This is a genomic window from Nocardia sp. PE-7 (genome assembly GCF_030486425.1).
Classification (GTDB): domain Bacteria; phylum Actinomycetota; class Actinomycetes; order Mycobacteriales; family Mycobacteriaceae; genus Nocardia; species Nocardia salmonicida_A.
On the sequence record NZ_CP129614.1, the window covers coordinates 3,523,748 to 3,543,037 of the forward strand.

Sequence of the window (19,290 nt, forward strand, 5' to 3'; positions counted from 1 at the left end):
CCGAACCCGTCGCGGCGAGCATCCTCACCGCGACGGGTCGACGGCCGGGGCTGCGCTCGCTTCGGCCAGCAACTGTTCGGCCGCGGTGTAGGGGTCACGGTGACCGGCCGCCACGGCGGCGGCGAGGTCGGCCAGACCGGCGTGGCCGCGCAGCCGAGACTGCGCCAGCGACAGGATCTGTGCCCGCGCGCGGGCAGCGCCACGCGCCGGGGTATCGGCCCGGTGGTGCGTCTCGATCGCCTCGATCAGCTCCTCGACCCCGGTCCCGCGCGAGGCGACCAGCGTCAGGATCGGCAGTCCGGTCTCGATGTGCAGTTCCCGCGCGGTCTGCGCGGCGCCGTCGCGGTCGGCCTTGTTCACGACCAGGATGTCGGCGACCTCGAGCAGGCCGGCCTTGGCCGCCTGAATCGCGTCGCCCGCACCGGGATTGAGAATGACGACAGTCGGATCGGCGACCGCGGCGATCTCGATCTCGGACTGCCCGACGCCGACCGTCTCCAACAGGATCAGGCCGTAGCCGAGCGCGCCGAGCAGCCGGATCGCCGCGGGCACGGCGGCGGCGAGCCCACCGAGATGCCCGCGGGTGGCGACCGAACGGATCAAAACGCCGGAATCGTTGATGTGCGCCGACATTCGGATGCGGTCGCCCAAGAGCGCACCCCCGGAGTAGGGCGAGGACGGGTCGACGGCGAGCACCGCCACCCGCAGCCCCCGCGCGCGATAGCCCGCGACCAGCACCGCGATGGTGGTGGACTTACCCGCCCCCGGCGGCCCGGTCACCCCGATCACCCGCACCGGGACGGACTCCAGCTGCGCGAGCACGTCTTCGCGCTGCGGACTTTCGACCAGACTGAGCAGCCGCCCGGCGGCGCGGAGGGAGCCCGCGCGCGCCGTGGCGATCAACTCGGTGATGTCGTTCGACAGTGGACTGTTCATCGACCACTCCCCGACACCTCGGCCGACTATCTCTTTCCCGCGGTGAGTCGCTCGATGGTGGCCTGGAAATCCGCCGTCTGGAACGACAGGTCCTCAGCGGTCGTCGCGTAGTCGAGACTGGCCAGCACTGCTCGTTCCAAATGCAGATTGAGCAGCCGCTTGGTGCTTTCCACCGCCTGCCTCGGCAGCTCCAGAATTCGCTTCGCGCAGTCCAGCGCCTCGGCCACCGGATCGGCGACGACGTGGTTGACCAGGCCCATCTCCCTGGCCCGCGCGGCCGGAATTCGCGCACCGGTCAGCGCGAATTCCTTGGCGAAGAGCAGGCTGGTGTGCAACGGCCAGGTGAGCGGACCGCCGTCGGCCGCCACCAGCCCCACCTGCACGTGCGGATCGGCGAGATAGGCGGTCTCGGCGATGTAGACGATGTCGCTGAGCGAGACCAGGCTGCAGCCGAGGCCGACCGCGGGACCGTTGACCGCCGCGATCACCGGAATTCGGCAGCGGGCCATGCCGAGCACGATGTCGCGACCGTGCGCGATCGTTTTGGCGCGCAGATCCGCGTCGCGGCTCAACTCGGCCAGATAGCCGAAGTCGCCACCGGCCGAGAAGGCTTTGCCGCTGCCGGTTAGCACCGCGACGCGGGCCTCGCGGTCCTCGCTCAGTCGCGGCCACAGGTGCGCGAGCCCGGTATGCAGATCGTCGTTGACCGCGTTGAGCGCGTCGGGCCGATTCAGCGTGATGATCCGCAGCGGGCCCTCGGCGCGAACGTCGATTTCGGCAGGCAGGTCGTACATGGTCATGCTCCCAATCCGAGAATGCGCGAGGCGATGATGTTCTTCTGAATCTGTGATGTCCCGCCCATGACGCTCTGCGCCCGGCTGTAGAGATAGGCGCTGAGCAGTTCGGGATCGCGGCTGCCCCCGACCGTGAGGGCCGCGTGGCCGACCGACTGCTCCACCCAGGTCATGAGTAGTTTGTCGAGCGAGCCCTCCGGCCCGTGCGAGACACCGTCGAGCTGTTCGGACAGTCGTCGGCGCACGTGCAGGCGCAACATCTCGGTCTGCACCGCGGCCCAGGCCAGGTCCGCGGGCAGCGGACCCGAGGTCCTGGCCGCCAGTTGCCGCACGAGCTTGCCGTATCGGGCGGCGTAGCCGAGCGTCGACGGTTCACGTTCGTGCCCGACCACTGTCATCGCCAGGGCCCACCCGTCACCGGGCGATCCGACCATCTGGTCGGCGGGCACACGCGCGCCGTCGAAGTGCACCTGCCCGAATTCGGTGGTGATCCCGCTCATCATCCGCAGCGGTCGCTGCTGCACGCCAGGTTGCTTCATCGACACCACGAACGCCGAGATGCCTTTGTGCCGTGGCACGTCGGAGTCAGTGCGGGCCAGCAGCAGACACCAGTCCGCGACATCGGAATAGCTCGTCCAGATCTTGTGCCCCTGGAGCACGTAGGAGTCGCCGTCGCGAGTGGCCGTGGTCCGCAGCGCGGCCAGGTCCGAGCCTGCGTCCGGTTCGCTGAACCCCTGGCACCAGCGCTGTGTCCCGTCGATCATGCCGGGCAGGAAACGCTGTTGCAGTTGCTTGCTGCCGTGCCTGCCCAGGCCCTGGATCAGGTAGCCGAGGCTGGGTCGCGGCGGTGCGCCTGCCAGGGCGAGTTCCTCGTCGAGGATGACATCGTAGACCGGGGGCAGTTCGTGGCCGCCGTGTTCTCGCGGCCACGACAGCCCGAAGAACCCGGCCGCGTGCAGCGCCCGGTGCCATTCGCCCTGCTTGGCCCAGTACTCGTCGCCCGAGGTCGGGAACTGACCCGCGACACCGGACAGCCACTCGCGCAGGCGTTCTCGGAACGCGGCTTCCTCCGGCGAATCACGAAAGTCCACGGTCGATCTCCTCCAGGCTCGTGGGGAACAACTCGGTGGACGTCAGCGTCCGCCGTAGATACAGGTGCGCCAGGCACTCCCAGGTGTTGCCGATGCCGCCGTGCACCTGCACCGCGGTCTCGCACACGGTCAGTGCCGCTCTGGCGCAATAGAGTTTGGCGATCACGGCTGCCTGCACGGCCCGCTCGGGTTCGAGCGCGTCCACGGCCCACGCCGCGTGCCGCAGCACACTCACCGAGCCCTCGATCAGCGCGAGACCCTCCGCGAGCAGATGGGCGACGGCCTGATAGGAGCCGATCGTCTTGCCGTATTGCGCACGGACTTTCGCGTAGTCGATGGACAGTGCGTGCGCGCCGCGCGCGGTGCCGACCAGATCGGCGCAGGTAGCCACCAGCGCGAGCGCTCGCCACTGGGTGACCTGCGCGGTGGACAGTTCGCCGAGCAGTTTCGGAACGCCGGTGAGCGCGGCCTCGGCCCTGGTCTGATCGGCGCCGAGCGAGGCGGTGGCGACCGAGCTGGCCAGCATCGACTCGCCCCGCACGATCAGGGCGCTCCGGGCGCCCCGCGCATCGATCGCGCGGTCGTCGAAGGCAACTGTCCAGCGCGGTACCGATTCGCCGGGCGTCCAGAGGTCGTCGGCTAGGACCGGGCCGAGAAACGGCACGTCGACCAGCCCGCGGCCGAATTCCTCGGCGACGATGGCCACTTCGACGCCGGAGGCGCCGTCGGAGCGTAGGGCGCGCCAACCGGTGCTCGCGACCGTCTGCTCGAGCCGAGCGATCCGCTGTTCGTCGGCCAGGTCGTTGACCGAGCCGGGGCCGAGGTCGTCGGCCAGTTTGGCAGCGGCGTCGCGCAGCTGCCGCTGTTCAGAGGTCAGACGAACGTCCATGACGCTCCTTCAGTACTCGGCGCAGCACCTTACCGGAGGGCAGGCGCGGGATTTCGGGCACGAACACCACTCGGCGCGGCCGTTTGTAGGAGGCGAGACGGGTGCCGACCAGGGCGATGAGTTCCTCGGCATCGACCGGTTCCGCGGTCGCGACGGCGGCGACGATCGTCTCGCCGTCGGCGGGATCGGGAACACCGAACACCGCGCAGTCGGCGACCGCCGGGTGTCCGTGCAGAACGGCCTCCACCTCGGCGGGCGCGACCTGGAAACCGCGAACCTTGATCATCTCTTTGAGCCGGTCGGTCAGCCGCAACCAACCGTCGTCGTCGAGGTAGCCGACATCGCCGGTGCGGTACCAGCCGTCGGCGTACGCCGCCTCGGTCGCGTCGTCGGGCAGGTACCCCGCCATCGATGACGAAGAGCGAGCCTGGATCTCGCCCGTCTCGCCGATCTCGACCTCGTCGCCGCTGGTGGTCGAGACCACCCGGACCTCGACGCCGGCCACCGGGCGACCCACGCTGTCCAAGCGCGCGCCGTCGAGCGGATTGCAGGCGATGACCGGAAGCTCACTGGCACCGTAGGCGGGCACCCACGCGACTCCGGTACGGCGTGTGACGGTCTCGGCGACGCTCGGTGTCACCGGCGTCGCGCCCCACATGATGTAGCGCAGCGAGGACAGGTCATAGGACTCGAGGTCGGGGTGGGAGGCGATCGCCAGCGCGATCGGCGCCACCGCCATCTCCACGGTGATCCGGTCGGCCTCGATGTGGTGCAGCATCCGGTTCAGGTCGAACCGGCGATGCAGGCGCATCCAGGCTCCGGTCCGCAGCGCCAGCACGATATTGAGCAGCCCGAGGATGTGCGAGGGCGGGGTGGCGATCTGAATCCGATCGTCGCCGGTGAAGCCGAGTGCTACCCGCCAGTGCTCCACCGCGGCCGCGAACGATGCGTGGGTGTGCCGGACCGCTTTCGGCAATCCCGTTGTGCCCGAACTGAACACGAGCACCGCATCGTCTTGTGGCACAGGTTCGGGGAAGGTGGCCGCGCCGGGCGTGATCGGTGCGTCGAGTGAGAGCATCGGCATCAACTCCGCCAGCACCGGTTGGTCGCCGACGGCGAAGGCAGGCCGGGTGACGGCCAGCGCGTGCTCGACATCGGCGCGCTTCCACGCCGGGCTGATGAGCACCACCGCGCCGCCCGCCAGCCAGATCGCGCGCACCGCGAGCACGAATTCCGGTCGGTTCGACGCCATCAGCGCCACCCGATCCCCCTGGCGCACACCGCGATCGGTCAAGGTCTCGGCCAGGCCCGCGGTCAGCCCGTCCAACTCGGTGAGCGTGTAGTGCCGATCGTCGAAACTGAGTGCGATCCGGTCGTTCATCTCGCCTCCGCGGCCGGGATTGAGAAGATCCCATCTTGCGAGAGAGAATAGTATTCTCTTTCCATAAGAATCTTCATACCAGAAGGAGCCGGTCCATGGCGAGAAGTCCCCTGTTCCAACGCGCGACGGTGACTCGGATCATCAAGGAGACAGCCGATGCCCGCACCTTCGTCCTCGCTCCGCACGAGGGCCCGGTGTCTTATCTCGCCGGCCAGTTCTGCACGTTCCGGGTGCGGGTCGACGGCGTCGAGCTGTTCCGGTCGTATTCCATGTCGAGCGCGCCCGAAACCGACGCCGAGCTCATGACGACGGTCAAACGGGTCGTCGGCGGCCGGGTGTCGAACTGGTTGATCGACAACCTCGGCGAGGGGGACGTGATCGAGATGAGCAGGCCCGCGGGCAAATTCTGTTTGCGCGAGAGCGAAGGCCCCCTGCTCGGCTTCTCCGGCGGCAGTGGCATCACCCCGGTCCTCTCGCTGGCCAAGAGCGCGCTGGCGACGACCGATCGGCGGGTGCGCCTGCTCTGTGTCGATCGCGACCGGGCGTCGGCGATCTTCGACGCGACCCTCGACGATCTGGTCGCGCGCTATCCCACCCGGCTCGAGGTGCTCCGCCATCTGGATGCCGACAGCGGGTTGCTCGATCCCGCCGCCGTGCGCGCTTTCGTCGGCGCCGACACCGTGGGCGACAGCTACATCTGTGGGCCGGAGGCCTTCATGGCGATGGTGGAGACCGCGCTACCGGGGCCGGGCGCCGTCTACAGCGAGCGATTCGGCGCAGCCGAACCGATTCCCACGGCCGAACCGATGGCCGGGATCGAGCCGGAACCCGCCGCCGCGCCCACCCCCGCCGCCACAGCGGGCACCGTCACGGTCATCCTCGGACGCAAAAAGGTGACGGTGCCCCGCAATACGGGTGAGACGCTGCTGGAGAGCGCGCGGCGCGGCGGCCTCACTCCGCCGTTCTCCTGCGAATCGGGCAACTGCGCCACCTGCATGGCCGTGCTCACCCACGGTTCGGCGACGATGCGCGTCAACGACGCGCTCACCGACGACGAGGTGGCCGAGGGCTACGTGCTCACCTGCCAAGCGATACCCGACACGGCCGAGACCACCGTCCGATACGAGTAGCGACAATGGACCCCGGGACCTGTCCAGGTCCCGGGGTCCGTCTCCCCCTGGCTCGAAGAATCTCCGGGTTCGGTGGGTGTTTCAGGCGTTGTGCTCGCCCAAGCGGGGCGGCGGACCGTACGCGGGCTCGTACCCGGCGATCCGAATCGGACTGCCCACCAGTCGATGTGGCCCCGCTTGCACCACCACTTCCGGCGTGGCCTCCAACGCCTCGGGCAGGGTCCGGACAGCGGCGGCCGGGATGCCGAGCGGTCGCAACCGCGATTCCCAGCCCACCGCGGTATCCGCCGCGAGCGCGGTGGTGACGACGGCGAGAACCTCCTCACGCCGACCCGCCCGCTCGGCCATGGTCGCGAATCCCGTGACCGCCGCCTCCTCGGCGAAGCGCTGCCAGAAACCGTCATGGGTGATGAACAGCGCCAGGTACCCGTCGGCCGTCGGAAAGATTTGCGCGGGAACGTAATACGTGTGCGCGCCGAACGGTCGACGCTGCGGCGCCTTGCCGTCGTTGAGATAGGCCGAGGCGTGATAGTTCAGCTGCGAGAGCATGACATCGCGCAGCGACACCTCCACCTGGCCGCCGCGACCGGACACGATCTTCGCGAGCAGACCCAGCGCCGCGGTCAGGCCGGTGGAGTTGTCGGCCGAGGAGTAACCGGGCAGCGTCGGCGGGCCCGCGGGATCTCCGGTCAGCGCCGCGATGCCGGTGGCCGCCTGGATGACGTAGTCGAAGGCAGGATCGTCACCGGCGTCCAAGCCGAACCCGGTGATCGCCACACAGACGATGCGCTCGTTCCACCGCCGCAGCGCCGCGTAGGTGAGGCCGAGCCGGTGGATCGCCGACGGCTTCAAATTCACCAGCAGCGCATGCGCGTTCGTCACCAACTCCCCGAGCTGGTCCTGGCCCCGCTGGGTGGTCAGGTCGATGCTGATGCTGCGCTTGCCCCGATTGAGGCTGGCGAAATAGCTGTCTCCCACCTGCCGTGAGATGTCGCCGCCCGCCGGTTCCAACTTGGTGACCTCGGCGCCGAGATCGGCGAGCATCATGGTGGCGTACGGCCCGGCCAGCATGGTGCCCACCTCGAGTATCCGAATGCCCGACAGCGGCCCGGCGGTAACGCCCGGCTCAGCGTGCGCACCCGTCGACCCGAGGCTCTCGCTCCGTGCGCCGATCACCGTAAGTCCTGTGCCAGGGCGGCGATCATCTCCCTGGTGCGCCGTTTGGAGGCGACCAGCTCGTCGCGGGTGTCGCCGATCGGCAGCAGGCGCACCGACAGATCGGTGGCCCCGGCATCGCCGTACCGGCGCAGCCCCTCAGCGATGGCGCTCTCGTCCCCGGCGACGCAGATGTCGCCGATGTCGCGAGCGTCACCGGTTTCGAGCAGTCGCTGATAGTTCGGCGAGACCTCGGCTTCACCGAGAATGCGATTCGCCCGCGCCTTCGCCTCCTCGACCTCGGACGGACGACACAGGCAAACCGGCAGACCCGCCACCACGCGCGGTGCGGGACGGCCGGCCTCGGCCGCCGCCTTCGTGATCCGCGGGACGACATGGGCTCCGACCGCGCGCTCGTCGGCCATCCAGAGAATGGTCCCGTCGGCCTGCTCGCCCGCGATGCGCAGCATCACCGGACCGAGCGCGGCGAGCAGCACCGGCACCGGAGCCACCGGCCCGAGGTCGAGCGGATTGTGCACCGTGAAGGTCGAGTTCTCGACGTCGACCGTGCCCGGCCCGCGCAATCCCGCGTCGAGCACCTCGAGGTAGTCCGCGGTGTAGGCGGCCGGCTTGTCGTAGGGCAACCCGAGCATGTCGGCCACGATCCAGTGGTGTGAGGGCCCGACGCCCAGCGCCAGCCGTCCGCCCGCCGCAGCCTGCGCCGACAGCGCCTGTCGAGCGAGGGCGATGGGGTGCTGGGCCTGCAACGGCACCACGGCGGTACCCAACTCGATCCGGGTGGTCGCCTGTCCCATCAGCGCGATGGTGATCAACGCGTCGAAATCGGTCGGGATCTGGGGTATCCACGCGGTGTCCAGCCCGGCCGATTCGGCCCACGCGATATCGTCGAGCATTCGCGACAACTTGCGGGCCGCATCACCCTTCTCGGGCCCGATCATCACTCCGATACGCACGAATTCCTCCGTCTTCCAATACTTTTCGCGCGACCACAGTGGTCGACGCCGCTACAACCGCCCGGACCCTCAGGTCGGGGACGGGGTATTCGTGAGCGCCCGGATCTCGGTGACGAGGGTTTCCAGCGAGGTGCCGGTCGGGAACACCGCCGACGCGCCGACTTCGAGCAGCCGCGCGACATCGGACTGCGGAATGGTGCCGCCGACGATCACGGCGATATCGCCCGCGCCTGCCGCCCGCAACGCCTCGACGGTGCGCGTGGTCAGCGACACGTGCGCACCCGAGAGAATGCTCAGCCCGACGACGGCGACATCCTCCTGCAGCGCGATCGACACGATGTCCTCGATGCGTTGACGGATGCCGGTGAAGACCACTTCGAAGCCGGCGTCGCGCAGCGCGCGGGCGACGATCTTGGCCCCGCGATCATGGCCGTCGAGACCGGGTTTCGCGACCAGCACACGGGCGGTCATCAGAACACCACCGGCTGCTGGAACTCGCCCCACACGCTCTTGAGCGCGGCGGTCATCTCCCCCACCGTGCAGTACGCGTTCGCGCACGCGATCAGATAGTGCATCAGGTTCTCGTTTCCCTCGGCGGCCGTGGACAAAGCGGTGAGACAGGACCGGACGGCCGCGGGATCGCGCTCGGCCTTCACCCTGGCGAGCCGTTTCAGCTGCAGGTCTCGGCCCTGCGCATCGAGTTCGTAGGTCGCGATCTCGGGTGCGGGCTCGTCGGAGACGAATCGGTTCACCCCGACGACCGGCCGGGTGCCCGCCTCGACGTCTTTGTGGAGCTGGTAGGCCTCGTCGGCGATCAGGCCCTGGAGGTAGCCGTCCTCGATCGACCGGACCATGCCGCCGTGGCGCTCGAGGTCGTCCATGATCTCGATGATGCGAGCCTCGGTCGCGTCGGTGAGCGCCTCGACGAAGTAGGAACCGCCCAGCGGGTCGGCGACCCGGGTGACCCCGGTTTCGTAGGCGAGGATCTGCTGGGTGCGTAGCGCGAGCGTGGCCGACTCCTCACTCGGCAGCGCGAACGGCTCGTCCCAGGCCGCGGTGAACATCGACTGCACCCCGCCCAGCACCGAGGCCATCGACTCGTAGGCCACGCGCACCAGGTTGTTCTGCGCCTGCGGCGCGTACAGCGAGGCACCGCCGGCGACACACCCGAAGCGGAACATCGACGCCTTGTCGGTGGTGGCCCCGTAGCGCTCGCGCACGATCGTCGCCCACCGTCTGCGTCCCGCACGGTATTTGGCGATCTCCTCGAAGAAGTCACCGTGGGTGTAGAAGAAGAAGGAGATCTGCGGGGCGAACTGGTCGATCGTCATCCGGCCGCGTTCGAGCACGGTGTCGCAGTAGGTGACACCGTCGGCGAGGGTGAACGCCATCTCCTGCACCGCGTTGGCGCCGGCATCACGAAAGTGCGCGCCCGCCACCGAGATCGCGTTGAACCTCGGCACCTCGGCGGCGCAGAATTCGATGGTGTCGGCGATCAGCCGCAGCGACGGTTCCGGCGGCCAGATCCAGGTGCCGCGCGAGGCGTACTCCTTGAGAATGTCGTTCTGGATCGTGCCGGTGAGCTTCTCCCGAGGCACGCCCTTCTTCTCCGCCGCCGCGACATAGAACGCCAGCAGGATCGCGGCGGTGCCGTTGATCGTGAAGCTGGTGCTGATCTTGTCCAGTGGCATGCCGTCGAAGAGGACTTCGGCATCGGCGAGCGTGTCCACCGCGACGCCGACCCGGCCGACCTCCTCAGTCACCTCCGGATCGTCGGAGTCGTAACCACATTGGGTCGGTAGATCCAGGGCGACCGACAATCCGGTTCCGCCCTGGTCGAGAAGGTAGCGGTACCGACGATTGGACTCTTCCGCCGTGCCGAATCCGGAGTATTGGCGAAAGGTCCACAGCCGCCCCCGGTAACCGGAGGCGAAGTTGCCGCGCGTGAAGGGATAGCCGCCCGGTGCGGGCGGTTCGGCAGCTCGGTCCGCCGGTCCGTAAACCGGCGAGAGCGGGATGCCGGACGAGGTCTGTATCGGATCGTTCATCGATGAATACGGTACTTGCAAAAAATGAGAATGCCAATACCATCAGAGAGGAACGCTGCTTCAACCAGCGGGATCACCCAGCACTGAGGAGACCGATGTCCAGCGAGAACGCCGTACTCACCGACCGCACTCTGGTCATCTCCGGCGGCTCCCGCGGGATCGGTCTGGCAATCGCGCTGGCCGCCGCGCGACAGGGCGCCAACCTGGTTCTGCTGGCCAAGACTTCGCAGCCACACCCCCGGCTACCCGGCACCGTGCACACCGCCGTGACCGAGGTGGAGGCCGCGGGCGGAAAGGCTGTCGCCGTGGTGGGCGATGTGCGCAACGAAGCCGACGTGCAGCGCGCCGTCGACCTGACCGTCGAGCGATTCGGCGGCATCGATGTCTGTGTGAACAACGCCAGCGCGATCGGCGTCGAACCGACCGAGAGCCTCTCGGCCAAGAAATTCGACCTGATGCAGCAGATCAATCTGCGCGGCACGTTCCTGTTGACCAAGGCCTGCCTGCCGCACCTGCGCTCTTCGGCGAACCCGCACATCCTCACCGTGTCACCGCCGGTGAACATGAACCCGTACTGGCTCGGCGCCCATCCCGCCTACACACTGTCCAAATACGGGATGACCCTGCTCTCGCTCGGCTGGGCAGCCGAGTTCGCCGATGCGGGCATCGCGGCGAATTGCCTGTGGCCCCAGACCTATATCGCCACCTCGGCGGTCGCGAACATGGCCGACGGCGAAAGCCTGATCTCGTCCGCGCGCAGCCCCGAGATCATGGCCGACGCCGCGATCGAGATCCTGTCCCGGCCTGCCCGCGAGACCAGCGGGAACTGCTACATCGACGCGGAGGTACTCACCGCGTCCGGGGTCGAGGACCTGTCCGGGTACGGCGGCGGCGCCACTCCGACACTCGACCTCTTTCTCGACTGAAACGGCTGGAGGAGAACCGTGCACCCGACCATTCACATCAGCGTCCGACCGATCCTCGACTACTACGGAAAGTGCCAGAGCTGTGGCTATCCCGCGGGTGCGGCGGAGATGGTTCGCAAGTCGCTCGACGGCCGCGTCGAACTCCTCGTCGTGGCGACCTGTGAGCTGCCGTGCGGATGGTCCGGGCCCGCGACCCGCACCACCATGACCGGTGGCGCGGTCGCCGACGACACCGCCGCCTGAGCGGATCTAGCTCTCGCGCAACTCGATCGCCATCGTCGGGCACGCCGACGCCGCCGAGCGAACCTCGGATTGTGTTGCGCTACCGGGGTTCTCGTCTACCACCACGGCCAGGTCCTCGGCGTTCACCTCGAACACCGTCGGCGCGATACCCGCGCACAGGGCATGGCCTTCACATTTGGTCCCGTCGACCGACACCCTCATGACCGTTCTCCGTTTTCGTTGTTTCTCGGGGCCGCGCCGACCACCACGGTCGGCGCGGCCGGGGTGACTACTTGAGCATTCCGCCCGCGTCGATCGGCAGGGGCACACCGGTGACGTAGCGAGCCTCGTCGGAGGCCAGGTACAGCACCGCGTTGCTGACATCCTCGGGCTCGATCCAGGCAACCGGCAGCGTGTGGAACATCCTGGCGATCGGCTCGAGGTCCGCGGGGCCCGGGCTCTCCAGATCGGGACGGAACAGCTTGTAGGTGCCCTCGTTCATCACCATCGGTGTGTTCACGTGCGTGGGATGCACCGAGTTGACGCGAATGGAGTGCTGCGCCAATTCCACCGCGAAGGTCCGCATGAGTCCGACCACACCGTGCTTGGCAGCGACGTAGTGGCCGATGTTGGGGTAGGCCTTGAGCCCGCCCACCGAACTCGTCAGGATCACCGAGCCGCCACGTTCACCGGCGATCATATGCGGCACAGCGGCTTTCGCCGACTTCCACACCCCGCCGAGGTTGACGTCGATCATGTCGTCCCACAGGTTCTCCTGCAGGTCGATCAGCGCGCCGCCCTCGTTGCCGATCCCGGCGTTGGCGACGATGATGTCCAGCCGCCCGAGTTCGGCGACCGCCCCGTCGACCGCGGCCTTGAGTCCGTCGTAGTCACGCACGTCCACCTCGGCGGTGACCACTCGCCTGCCCTCGCCCCGGACGAGATCGGCGGTGGTCGCCAGATCCTCCGGGGTCGACATCGCGAACGGCACGTTGTCGAGTTGTTTGCAGACATCGATGGCGATGATGTCCGCGCCTTCCTGCGCCAATCGCACCGCGTGGCTGCGGCCTTGACCGCGCGCCGCTCCGGTGATGAATGCGACTTTGCCTTCGACCCGTCCGGTCATCGTTACCTACCTCTGTCGTTGTTGTCGTGGTCAGGATTGGGCAGTGAAGTTGATGTGCAGTTCGCTGAGGCCGCGGAGCAGGAACGTGGGCTCGTAGCCGTAGGTGCGCGCGCCGACCGGTCCGTGTCGATCGGCGTCGATCTCGATGTCGAGCAGGCGGTCCAGGATCCGCTCGATCGAGACCCGGCCCTCCACGCGCGCGAGCGGACCGCCCGGGCAGGTGTGCACGCCGCGGCCGAACGCGATGTGCTCGCGGAAGTTGTCGCGGTCGAGGCGGAACTCGTGCGGATCCTCGAATCGGCGCGGATCCCGATTGGCCGCACCGGGGCAGAACATCACCAATCCGCCGGCGGGGATGTCCACCTCACCGACGGTGGTCGCGCGGCGAGCGAGCCGGAACCCGCTCTTGACCGGTGCGTCCATCCGCAGGGTTTCCTCGATGAAGTTCGGGATCAAGCTGCGGTCCTCGCGCAATCGCTGCTGCACGTCGGGGTGATCGCCCATGAACCGCACCGCGGCACCCAGCACCTTGGCCGTGGTCTCCTGCCCGGCGGCGAACAAGAAGGTCGCCGACCGCGCCACATCGAGGACCTCCGGCGTGGTGCCGTCCGGATATTTCGCCAGCGCCAACGACGTCAGCACGTCCTCGCGCGGCTCGTTTCGGCGATCCGAGATGTAGGAAACGAACTTCTCGTCCAGCCAGGCCAACGGATTGCTGGAGAGAGCCTCGTTGTCGATCGCACCGGGTCGGGCGCCCGGCTGGGGCGCGCCGAGCACGACACGGAATTGTTGGTGATCGACTTCGGGAACCCCGAGCATATCCGCGACGACCAGCAGGGCGAACGGCTTGGCGTATTGGGAAAGAAATTCACAGTGGCCGGCATCGGCGAATTCGTCGAGCTGCTGGTCCGCCAGCCGCCACATGAATTCTTCGTTTTCTTTCAAACGGGCCGGTGTGAGCAGACGATTCAACACCGACCGGGCGAAAGTGTGCTGCGGCGGGTCCATCGTCACCATGTGCTCATACATCGGCAACTCGGTCCGGTGCTGTTCGATCTGCTCGCTGATATCGTCACCGACCGGCGTGAACGGCAATGGCGGGAAGGGTCCGCCGACCGCGACAGCCGAGGAGAAGATCGACGAATCCTTCAGTACCTCAGCCGATTCCTCGTATCCGGTGACGGCGTACACACCGTAGTGCGGTTCCTGGGTTACCGGGCACTTCGCCCGAAGATGGTCGAAATAGGGATGTGGATCAGGAATCAGATCCGGGTCGGTGAAGTAGTTCACGGTATCGAAATCGGTCACGGAGAACTCCTGATGATCGGGAAGCCGCGACACAGGCGCGCACTTCGATGGTAACAACCGTATTCATTTTTGAGAATCTCGTTCCCACCAGACAGCACGGAATACCGCGCCTTCTTGCGGGAACGGGGTTTAGGGCAGGTAGACCCGGCTGGCCAGCCAGCGTCCGTCGACGAGTTCCATCGTCATCTGGACCCGGCTGTGGTCGACGCGGGGATCGGCGGCGGCGATATTGGTCACCGTCTGATCGATGAACAACAGAACTTCGACCTTGGTTTCGGATTTCGACTTCACCGCGGCGTCGAGCACCGTGCCGGTGCCGGTCGCCTTGTTCTCCAACAGCAGCTGCCGCAGTTGTCCGCTCGATCTGGTGTACATGTCCTTGAACTCGCCGGTCGAGCCGTCGAGCACTGCCGCGAAATCACGATCGAGGTGGTTGGAGTCCACGCTGGTCAAGGTGACGGCGTAGGCCCGTGCCGCCGCGAGGCCGGCTTCGGCGGCGGCATCGGTGTCGGACTTCTGGTCCAGTTTCCAGCCGAGGAATCCGGCCGCCAGCAGCGCCACCACGGCAGCCGACACCGTCGCGGGCACGGCGATCCGACGGGCGATGCCCACCAGCCGATGCAGTGTCGTCGGCCCGGTCCGCTCGGGCTCAGCGGCGGCCGGGGTCTCGTCCGGATCCGTCGACGACTTCGCTGCCCTCGGTTCGAGAACCTCGGTGGCGGTCTCAGCTTCGGTCTTGATCTCTGTCTCTGTGTCGTTCATAGCGCTTCCTTGCGTGGTGGTGTGCGGTGCGAGTCCTGAGCCCGCTCACCGCGGTACCGGTGTCGGCAGCTCCGGTCCGGCGAAGGTGAGCGGGATGGTCCATGGTCCGAGTGGAGTCGGGATCGCCTGGGTGTCGGTCGCCTGCCCCGGCGGCGGCGCTCCGGGGATGCGTGCGCCCGGTGGGCGCGGCGCGTTGCGCGCGCCACGGATGAGAACGGACGGGTCCTCGTTCGGGCAGTAGGTGTAGAGGTACGGCTCGGGAAAGTCGGGCCGCGACGGCGAATGCCGCGGCAGGTTGTAGTCACAGGAATAGCGGGGGTACAGGTTGACCAGACCCCAGAGGCCGCCGTCGTGGAACGCCGCGGTCAGGTTGCCCAGCGTCGATCCGGGGCGCTCTGTCGGGAAGAAGAACTCTTGCAGCGCGGGCACTCTCGAGTTGGCCATGTCCGCCACCGTGCCGAGGTTGCCGAGCAGGTCGACCACACCGCGCGAGTTCTGTGCCATCACCGCGTCCAGTGCGCCCAGCGTTCCCGGGGCCGCGCCGAGCAGATCGACGAGTCCCCCGGTCTTCGCTTCGACGCCCGCCGTCAACTCCGCCGCGTCACCGGCGAATTCACCGAGCCCCGGCGCGGCATCGGCGGCGGTGGCGAGCACCGTCCGGCTGTCTCGCAAGAGACTCACCGTCTGGGGCAGCACCGAATCCAACGTGGAGACGAGGAAGATTCCGCCGTCGATGATGTCGGCGAGCTTGCGCGGACCTTGCTCGCTCACCCCGAGTTCCTCGACGATCACCGCCAGCCGCGCCGGATCCACCTGCGCGAGCGTGGTATCCAGCTGGGCGAGGGTCTGCCACAGTGGTACCGGCGTCGAGGTCCGCTCGACCGAGATCTCGGTGCCGTCGGTCAAGTACGGACCGCTGTCCCTGTCCGGGCGGAAGTCGAGGTACTGCTCACCGGCCAGCGACAGACTCGCGACCCGAACCGCACCGTCGGCGGGCACCAGCGCATCCGCGTCGATCGCCGCGGTGGCCACCAGCCCGGTGGGGGTCAGCTCGATCGAGGCGACCTTTCCGATCGGTACCCCGCGCACAGTGACGTTCTGCCCGACCAGCAGCCCACCGGACTGCGCGAGGTGCACCCGAACGGTCATGGTGGCCGCCGTCGGGTCGACACCGAGCGCACCGAACATCAGATACGCGATGCCGACGACCAGGGTCGCCAGCAGCGCGCCGCTCGACAGCGGCGAGCGATACCTACTGCCGAACCTGGCCGAGGCGACGACCACACGAGCAGGCACGCCGAGCACCTGCCGGGTGCGCTCCGGGGTGTTCATCGGCCTGCTCCCGTCACGCGCTGCTGCAGTTTGAGCAAGGTGTAGGTCAGCGTGCCGACGAGAGCCTGCCAATCGCTCGCGTCCGGTATCCGGCTGCCCGGATCGCCGGGGTGCGCGGGGTCGGGCAGCGCACCGATCGTCACGTCCTGCAGGTCGGCGTTCACGTGCGCGGACGTGCCGTTGGTGACCTTGATGATCGGTCCGAGGATCGAATTCATCGCCGCCAGACTGGCGTTGGGATCGGTCGAGGCCGCGTTGAGTCCGGCGGAGATCCGGTTGATGTCGGCGACCATGCCGACCGCGGCGGTCCCGTCGACGGCGGGGAACTTCGCCAGCTCCCGACTGATCTGATCGACCTGCCGGATCAGCGCCAACGCCTGCTGGGAACTGTCGGTCATGGTCGTGAGCGCCGGACCCGCGACGTCGACCAACTCACCGAGCGGGCGACGCTGAGCCTGCAATTGCCGGGTGAGCTGGTCGACCTCGACGAGTGCCGTGCGGATGTCGGCCGATCGCGTGGCGAGGGCCTGCACGACCCTCGTCGACCTGTCCAGCAGCGCGGCGAGATTCGCGCCGCGGTCGCCGACGGCCTGTCCGAGACCGTTGACGATGTTGGTCAGATTCCGGATCACACCACCGTTGACCAGCAGCGAGGCCGTCGTCAGTAGCTCCTCGATGGTGGCCGCGGCCTGGGTGGACGACAGTGCGATGGTGTCGCCGTCCTGGAGAAGCGGCCTCCCGGGCGCGGCGGTGTCCGGTGGGGTGAGCGCGACGAAGACATCGCCGAGCGGTGTCGCGGTGCGCAATTCGGCCCTGGTCCCCACCGGCAGGATCACCCCTTGCTGGATGCGCAGCGTGACCACCGCGGTGTAGTCGCGCGCCGACATGCGCTCGACCTGGCCCACGTCGGCGCCGAGCACCCGAACCTTCGCCTGCTCGGGCAGGTTCAGCGCGTTGGCGAAACCGGCGTGGATCGTATAGCTGGCGCCACCGACACCGGGAGCGGGCAAGGGCAGATCGCCGAGGCCCACCGAGCAGCCGGGCACAGTCGCCAGGACCGTACCGGCGAGCAACAGAATCCACGCGGACGACCATCGTTGTCTCATCGCGGCAACCTCGACATCGCCTCGAGCATGTCGGTGATACCGAAGTCGGGCCCGAAGTCCTGCAATGTCCCTGTGCTGCAACCGAGCTGGCGCAGACCGAGAACGTTGCACACCTCCTTCACCAATTGACCGTCGAAGAACACCTTGTCCAGCAGCGCGTGCACCCGGACACCGCGGTAGTCGACATCGATCGCGTTGTAGGCGTTGTTCAGCAACAGCGGCGTCACATCGATGAACTCGGCGACCTCCTCGCGGTAGTCCGCGAGCGCACGGGTCACCGTTGTCGCGTTGTTCACGGTGGAACGAAGGCTTTCGCTGTTCTGGGTGAGAAGGTCGTCGGTCTGCTGCATGATCTGCACGATCTGTGCGCCGGTGTCGCCCGCGCCGATCCCGAGCTCGGCCAGTACCGAACTCAATTGCCCGGTGGCACTGCCGAATTCCCGGATCACCTGATCGTTGTCGGCCGCGGCGCGAACCAAGATCGCCAGATGCTCGACGATATCGGTGATCGCCGCCTGGGTTCGGGCTCCCTCGTCGTCGCCGAGTCGTAGTGCGCCGGAGAGTTCGTTCATGGTCGCCCGCAGCTCGGGACCGCTGCCCGAGGCGATCTGCGCGGACACATCGAGCAACCGCGCGATCGGACCGGTATCGGGACTCGCGCCCGCCAACTGCGCGGCCATCCCGTCCGCGGCGCCGAGCAAGCGGTCGAAATCGATGGGGGTTCGCGTGCGGTCCAGGCCGAGCTGCGCGTGATCGGCCAGGGTGGCGCCGCCACGATAGGCCGGTGTGAACTCGACGTGGCGATCGGTCAGTACCGAGGTCGAGACGGTGACCGCGGTCGCGTCCGCCGGGATGAGCACCCCGCCCTCGACACGCATGGTGACCTCGACGTGCGAACCACGCGGGGTGATCGCGGTGACCTCACCGACCGGCATCCCCAGGACGGCCACGGCATTACCGACGTAGAGTCCGGCACCGTTGTCGAAACGGGCCGTCACCGTGATGGCCGAATTCGCGTCATCGGGGTTGCCCGCGCAACCGGCGAGCGCGCCGAGTGCGAGCACCAGCGCCATCCTGGCCAGTGTGACAAGTCTGTTCATTTGCAGTCCTGGAAGTAGGGTGCCAGCGCGACCTGGTCGGCTCGACCGCTCAGCGCGCACATCCAGGAGTCGATCAGCGGCCCGGCCGGCGCGGTGAAGTCGACCTCGTTGGCGGTGCCCGAGGCGTTCGCGAAATTGCGGATGGGGACGGGCAGGATCTGCAGGATGTTGCGCAGCAGGTCGTCGTGGCGGGCGAGGCTGCCGAGCAGTCCGTCGAAACCGCGCAGCAGTTCGTCGATCTTCGGCCGGTCCTCGACGACCAAGAGCCGGACCTGATCCGCCAGTCGCCGCGTCGAGTCCATCAGGGTCTGTAGCGCACCGCGGCGCGCGAGAATCTCGGTGACCAGGTCGCGACCCTTGGTGACGATGGCCGAGAGGTCGCCCTGTTGGGCGTTGACCACAGTGGTCAGCTGTTGCACACCCGTCAGCAGCGCGCCGAGCTCGTTGCGGCGGCTGCCCAGCAGCGCGGCGAGCGAGCGCAGATTGCCCAGCAGTCCGGGCAATACTGTCGGCACGCCGTCGAGCTGGTCGGCCAGTGCGTCGAGCGAGGTAGCGATGCGGCCTGCGTCGATCTGTTCGAACGTCGCGGTGGCGTTGTCGAGCGCTTGTTGCAGATCGTAGGGAACGGCGGTGTGGGTCAATCCGATCCGGCGATCGGCGATCTCACCCTCGCCCGCCGGAGTCAGTTCGACGTAGCGGGCGCCGAGCAAGGTGGTCAGCTTGATGGCGGCGCGAGTCTCGGCGCCGAGGGCGGCGGACCGGTCGACGCTCAGGGTGACCAGCACCCGGTCACCGGCCAGCCGCTGACCCGCGACCGTGCCGACCGAGACACCGGCGATGGTGACCCCGTCCCCGACGCGCAGACCCGCGCCCTGCGCGAACTCGACGTCGTAGCGCTGCTGCCCGACGCCGAGGGAATTGAATCCCACCGCCCCGGCGACGACCGCGAGCAGCAGTCCCAGCGCGATCAGCCCCAGCATGCTCTTCGACGGATTCTTCGATGTCATTGC

Annotated in this window: 20 protein-coding genes; 3 read left to right on the forward strand and 17 right to left on the reverse strand. The window is 67.8% G+C overall.

Annotation, left to right across the window (positions count from 1 at the left end; translation table 11 throughout):
* Positions 1 to 24 precede the first annotated feature (24 nt).
* From meaB to QX204_RS16610, 5 genes are read right to left on the reverse strand one after another with little or no spacing between them, the layout of a single operon-like run.
* Entirely contained in the window at positions 25 to 936 is a 912-nt protein-coding gene (meaB, locus tag QX204_RS16590; protein WP_301907776.1) for a methylmalonyl Co-A mutase-associated GTPase MeaB, read from the reverse strand.
* A 26-nt stretch (positions 937 to 962) separates the two neighbouring features.
* A complete protein-coding gene (locus QX204_RS16595) occupies positions 963 to 1,730 on the reverse strand; it encodes an enoyl-CoA hydratase/isomerase family protein (protein WP_301908020.1) in 768 nt (255 codons plus the stop codon).
* Positions 1,731 to 1,732: 2 nt separating this feature from the next.
* Positions 1,733 to 2,821, reverse strand: a complete 1,089-nt coding sequence (locus QX204_RS16600; protein WP_301907777.1) for an acyl-CoA dehydrogenase family protein — start codon at positions 2,819 to 2,821, stop codon at positions 1,733 to 1,735.
* Positions 2,808 to 3,710, reverse strand: coding sequence for an acyl-CoA dehydrogenase family protein (locus QX204_RS16605; protein WP_301907778.1), 903 nt, complete (start codon positions 3,708 to 3,710; stop codon positions 2,808 to 2,810). Before QX204_RS16605 ends, QX204_RS16600 begins: the two co-directional genes overlap by 14 nt.
* Positions 3,688 to 5,091 (reverse strand): class I adenylate-forming enzyme family protein, encoded by a 1,404-nt coding sequence (locus tag QX204_RS16610; protein ID WP_301907779.1) that lies wholly within the window; start codon positions 5,089 to 5,091, stop codon positions 3,688 to 3,690. The genes QX204_RS16605 and QX204_RS16610 overlap by 23 nt, the downstream gene beginning before the upstream one ends.
* Positions 5,092 to 5,186: 95 nt before the next feature.
* On the opposite strand from QX204_RS16610, the gene QX204_RS16615 reads away from it, so the two are divergent.
* On the forward strand, positions 5,187 to 6,221 hold the full coding sequence (locus tag QX204_RS16615) for a ferredoxin--NADP reductase (protein WP_301907780.1): 1,035 nt from the start codon (positions 5,187 to 5,189) through the stop codon (positions 6,219 to 6,221).
* Positions 6,222 to 6,302: 81 nt separating this feature from the next.
* Here the strand turns inward: QX204_RS16615 and QX204_RS16620 are convergent, their stop codons facing one another.
* The 4 genes from QX204_RS16620 to QX204_RS16635 all read right to left on the reverse strand — a co-directional run bounded on the left by QX204_RS16620 (position 6,303) and on the right by QX204_RS16635 (position 10,398).
* Entirely contained in the window at positions 6,303 to 7,292 is a 990-nt protein-coding gene (locus QX204_RS16620) for a CaiB/BaiF CoA transferase family protein (RefSeq protein WP_301908021.1), read from the reverse strand.
* 101 nt (positions 7,293 to 7,393) lie between these two features.
* Entirely contained in the window at positions 7,394 to 8,350 is a 957-nt protein-coding gene (locus QX204_RS16625; protein WP_301907781.1) for an LLM class F420-dependent oxidoreductase, read from the reverse strand.
* 69 nt (positions 8,351 to 8,419) lie between these two features.
* On the reverse strand, positions 8,420 to 8,821 hold the full coding sequence (locus QX204_RS16630) for a cobalamin B12-binding domain-containing protein (protein WP_301907782.1): 402 nt from the start codon (positions 8,819 to 8,821) through the stop codon (positions 8,420 to 8,422).
* Complete coding sequence (locus QX204_RS16635) at positions 8,821 to 10,398, reverse strand: methylmalonyl-CoA mutase family protein (RefSeq protein WP_301907783.1); 1,578 nt, start codon at positions 10,396 to 10,398, stop codon at positions 8,821 to 8,823. The genes QX204_RS16630 and QX204_RS16635 overlap by 1 nt, the downstream gene beginning before the upstream one ends.
* Positions 10,399 to 10,493: 95 nt before the next feature.
* On the opposite strand from QX204_RS16635, the gene QX204_RS16640 reads away from it, so the two are divergent.
* The gene (locus QX204_RS16640; RefSeq protein WP_301907784.1) at positions 10,494 to 11,324 is read left to right on the forward strand and encodes an SDR family oxidoreductase; all 831 of its coding nucleotides are present in this window, start codon (positions 10,494 to 10,496) and stop codon (positions 11,322 to 11,324) included.
* 18 nt (positions 11,325 to 11,342) lie between these two features.
* Positions 11,343 to 11,567: a hypothetical protein gene (locus QX204_RS16645; RefSeq protein ID WP_194827941.1), complete on the forward strand. Its 225-nt coding sequence runs from the start codon at positions 11,343 to 11,345 to the stop codon at positions 11,565 to 11,567.
* A gap of 6 nt (positions 11,568 to 11,573) precedes the next feature.
* On the opposite strand, the gene QX204_RS16650 is transcribed toward QX204_RS16645, so the two are convergent.
* The 8 genes from QX204_RS16650 to QX204_RS16685 form a co-directional block, all read right to left on the reverse strand.
* Complete coding sequence (locus QX204_RS16650) at positions 11,574 to 11,768, reverse strand: ferredoxin (protein ID WP_301907785.1); 195 nt, start codon at positions 11,766 to 11,768, stop codon at positions 11,574 to 11,576.
* A 67-nt stretch (positions 11,769 to 11,835) separates the two neighbouring features.
* Positions 11,836 to 12,672 carry a mycofactocin-coupled SDR family oxidoreductase gene (locus tag QX204_RS16655; RefSeq protein ID WP_301907786.1) on the reverse strand — a complete coding sequence of 279 codons (837 nt, stop codon included), beginning with the start codon at positions 12,670 to 12,672 and terminating at the stop codon, positions 11,836 to 11,838.
* Between the two features lie 30 nt (positions 12,673 to 12,702).
* Positions 12,703 to 13,980: a cytochrome P450 gene (locus tag QX204_RS16660; protein WP_301907787.1), complete on the reverse strand. Its 1,278-nt coding sequence runs from the start codon at positions 13,978 to 13,980 to the stop codon at positions 12,703 to 12,705.
* Positions 13,981 to 14,109: 129 nt separating this feature from the next.
* Entirely contained in the window at positions 14,110 to 14,742 is a 633-nt protein-coding gene (locus QX204_RS16665; protein ID WP_301907788.1) for an Rv1363c family protein, read from the reverse strand.
* Between the two features lie 45 nt (positions 14,743 to 14,787).
* On the reverse strand, positions 14,788 to 16,074 hold the full coding sequence (locus QX204_RS16670; RefSeq protein ID WP_301907789.1) for an MlaD family protein: 1,287 nt from the start codon (positions 16,072 to 16,074) through the stop codon (positions 14,788 to 14,790).
* Complete coding sequence (locus tag QX204_RS16675) at positions 16,071 to 17,180, reverse strand: MlaD family protein (protein WP_301907790.1); 1,110 nt, start codon at positions 17,178 to 17,180, stop codon at positions 16,071 to 16,073. The genes QX204_RS16670 and QX204_RS16675 overlap by 4 nt, the downstream gene beginning before the upstream one ends.
* Positions 17,177 to 18,280, reverse strand: a complete 1,104-nt coding sequence (locus QX204_RS16680; protein WP_301907791.1) for an MCE family protein — start codon at positions 18,278 to 18,280, stop codon at positions 17,177 to 17,179. Before QX204_RS16680 ends, QX204_RS16675 begins: the two co-directional genes overlap by 4 nt.
* Positions 18,277 to 19,287 carry an MCE family protein gene (locus tag QX204_RS16685; RefSeq protein WP_301907792.1) on the reverse strand — a complete coding sequence of 337 codons (1,011 nt, stop codon included), beginning with the start codon at positions 19,285 to 19,287 and terminating at the stop codon, positions 18,277 to 18,279. The genes QX204_RS16680 and QX204_RS16685 overlap by 4 nt, the downstream gene beginning before the upstream one ends.
* Positions 19,288 to 19,290: the final 3 nt, after the last annotated feature.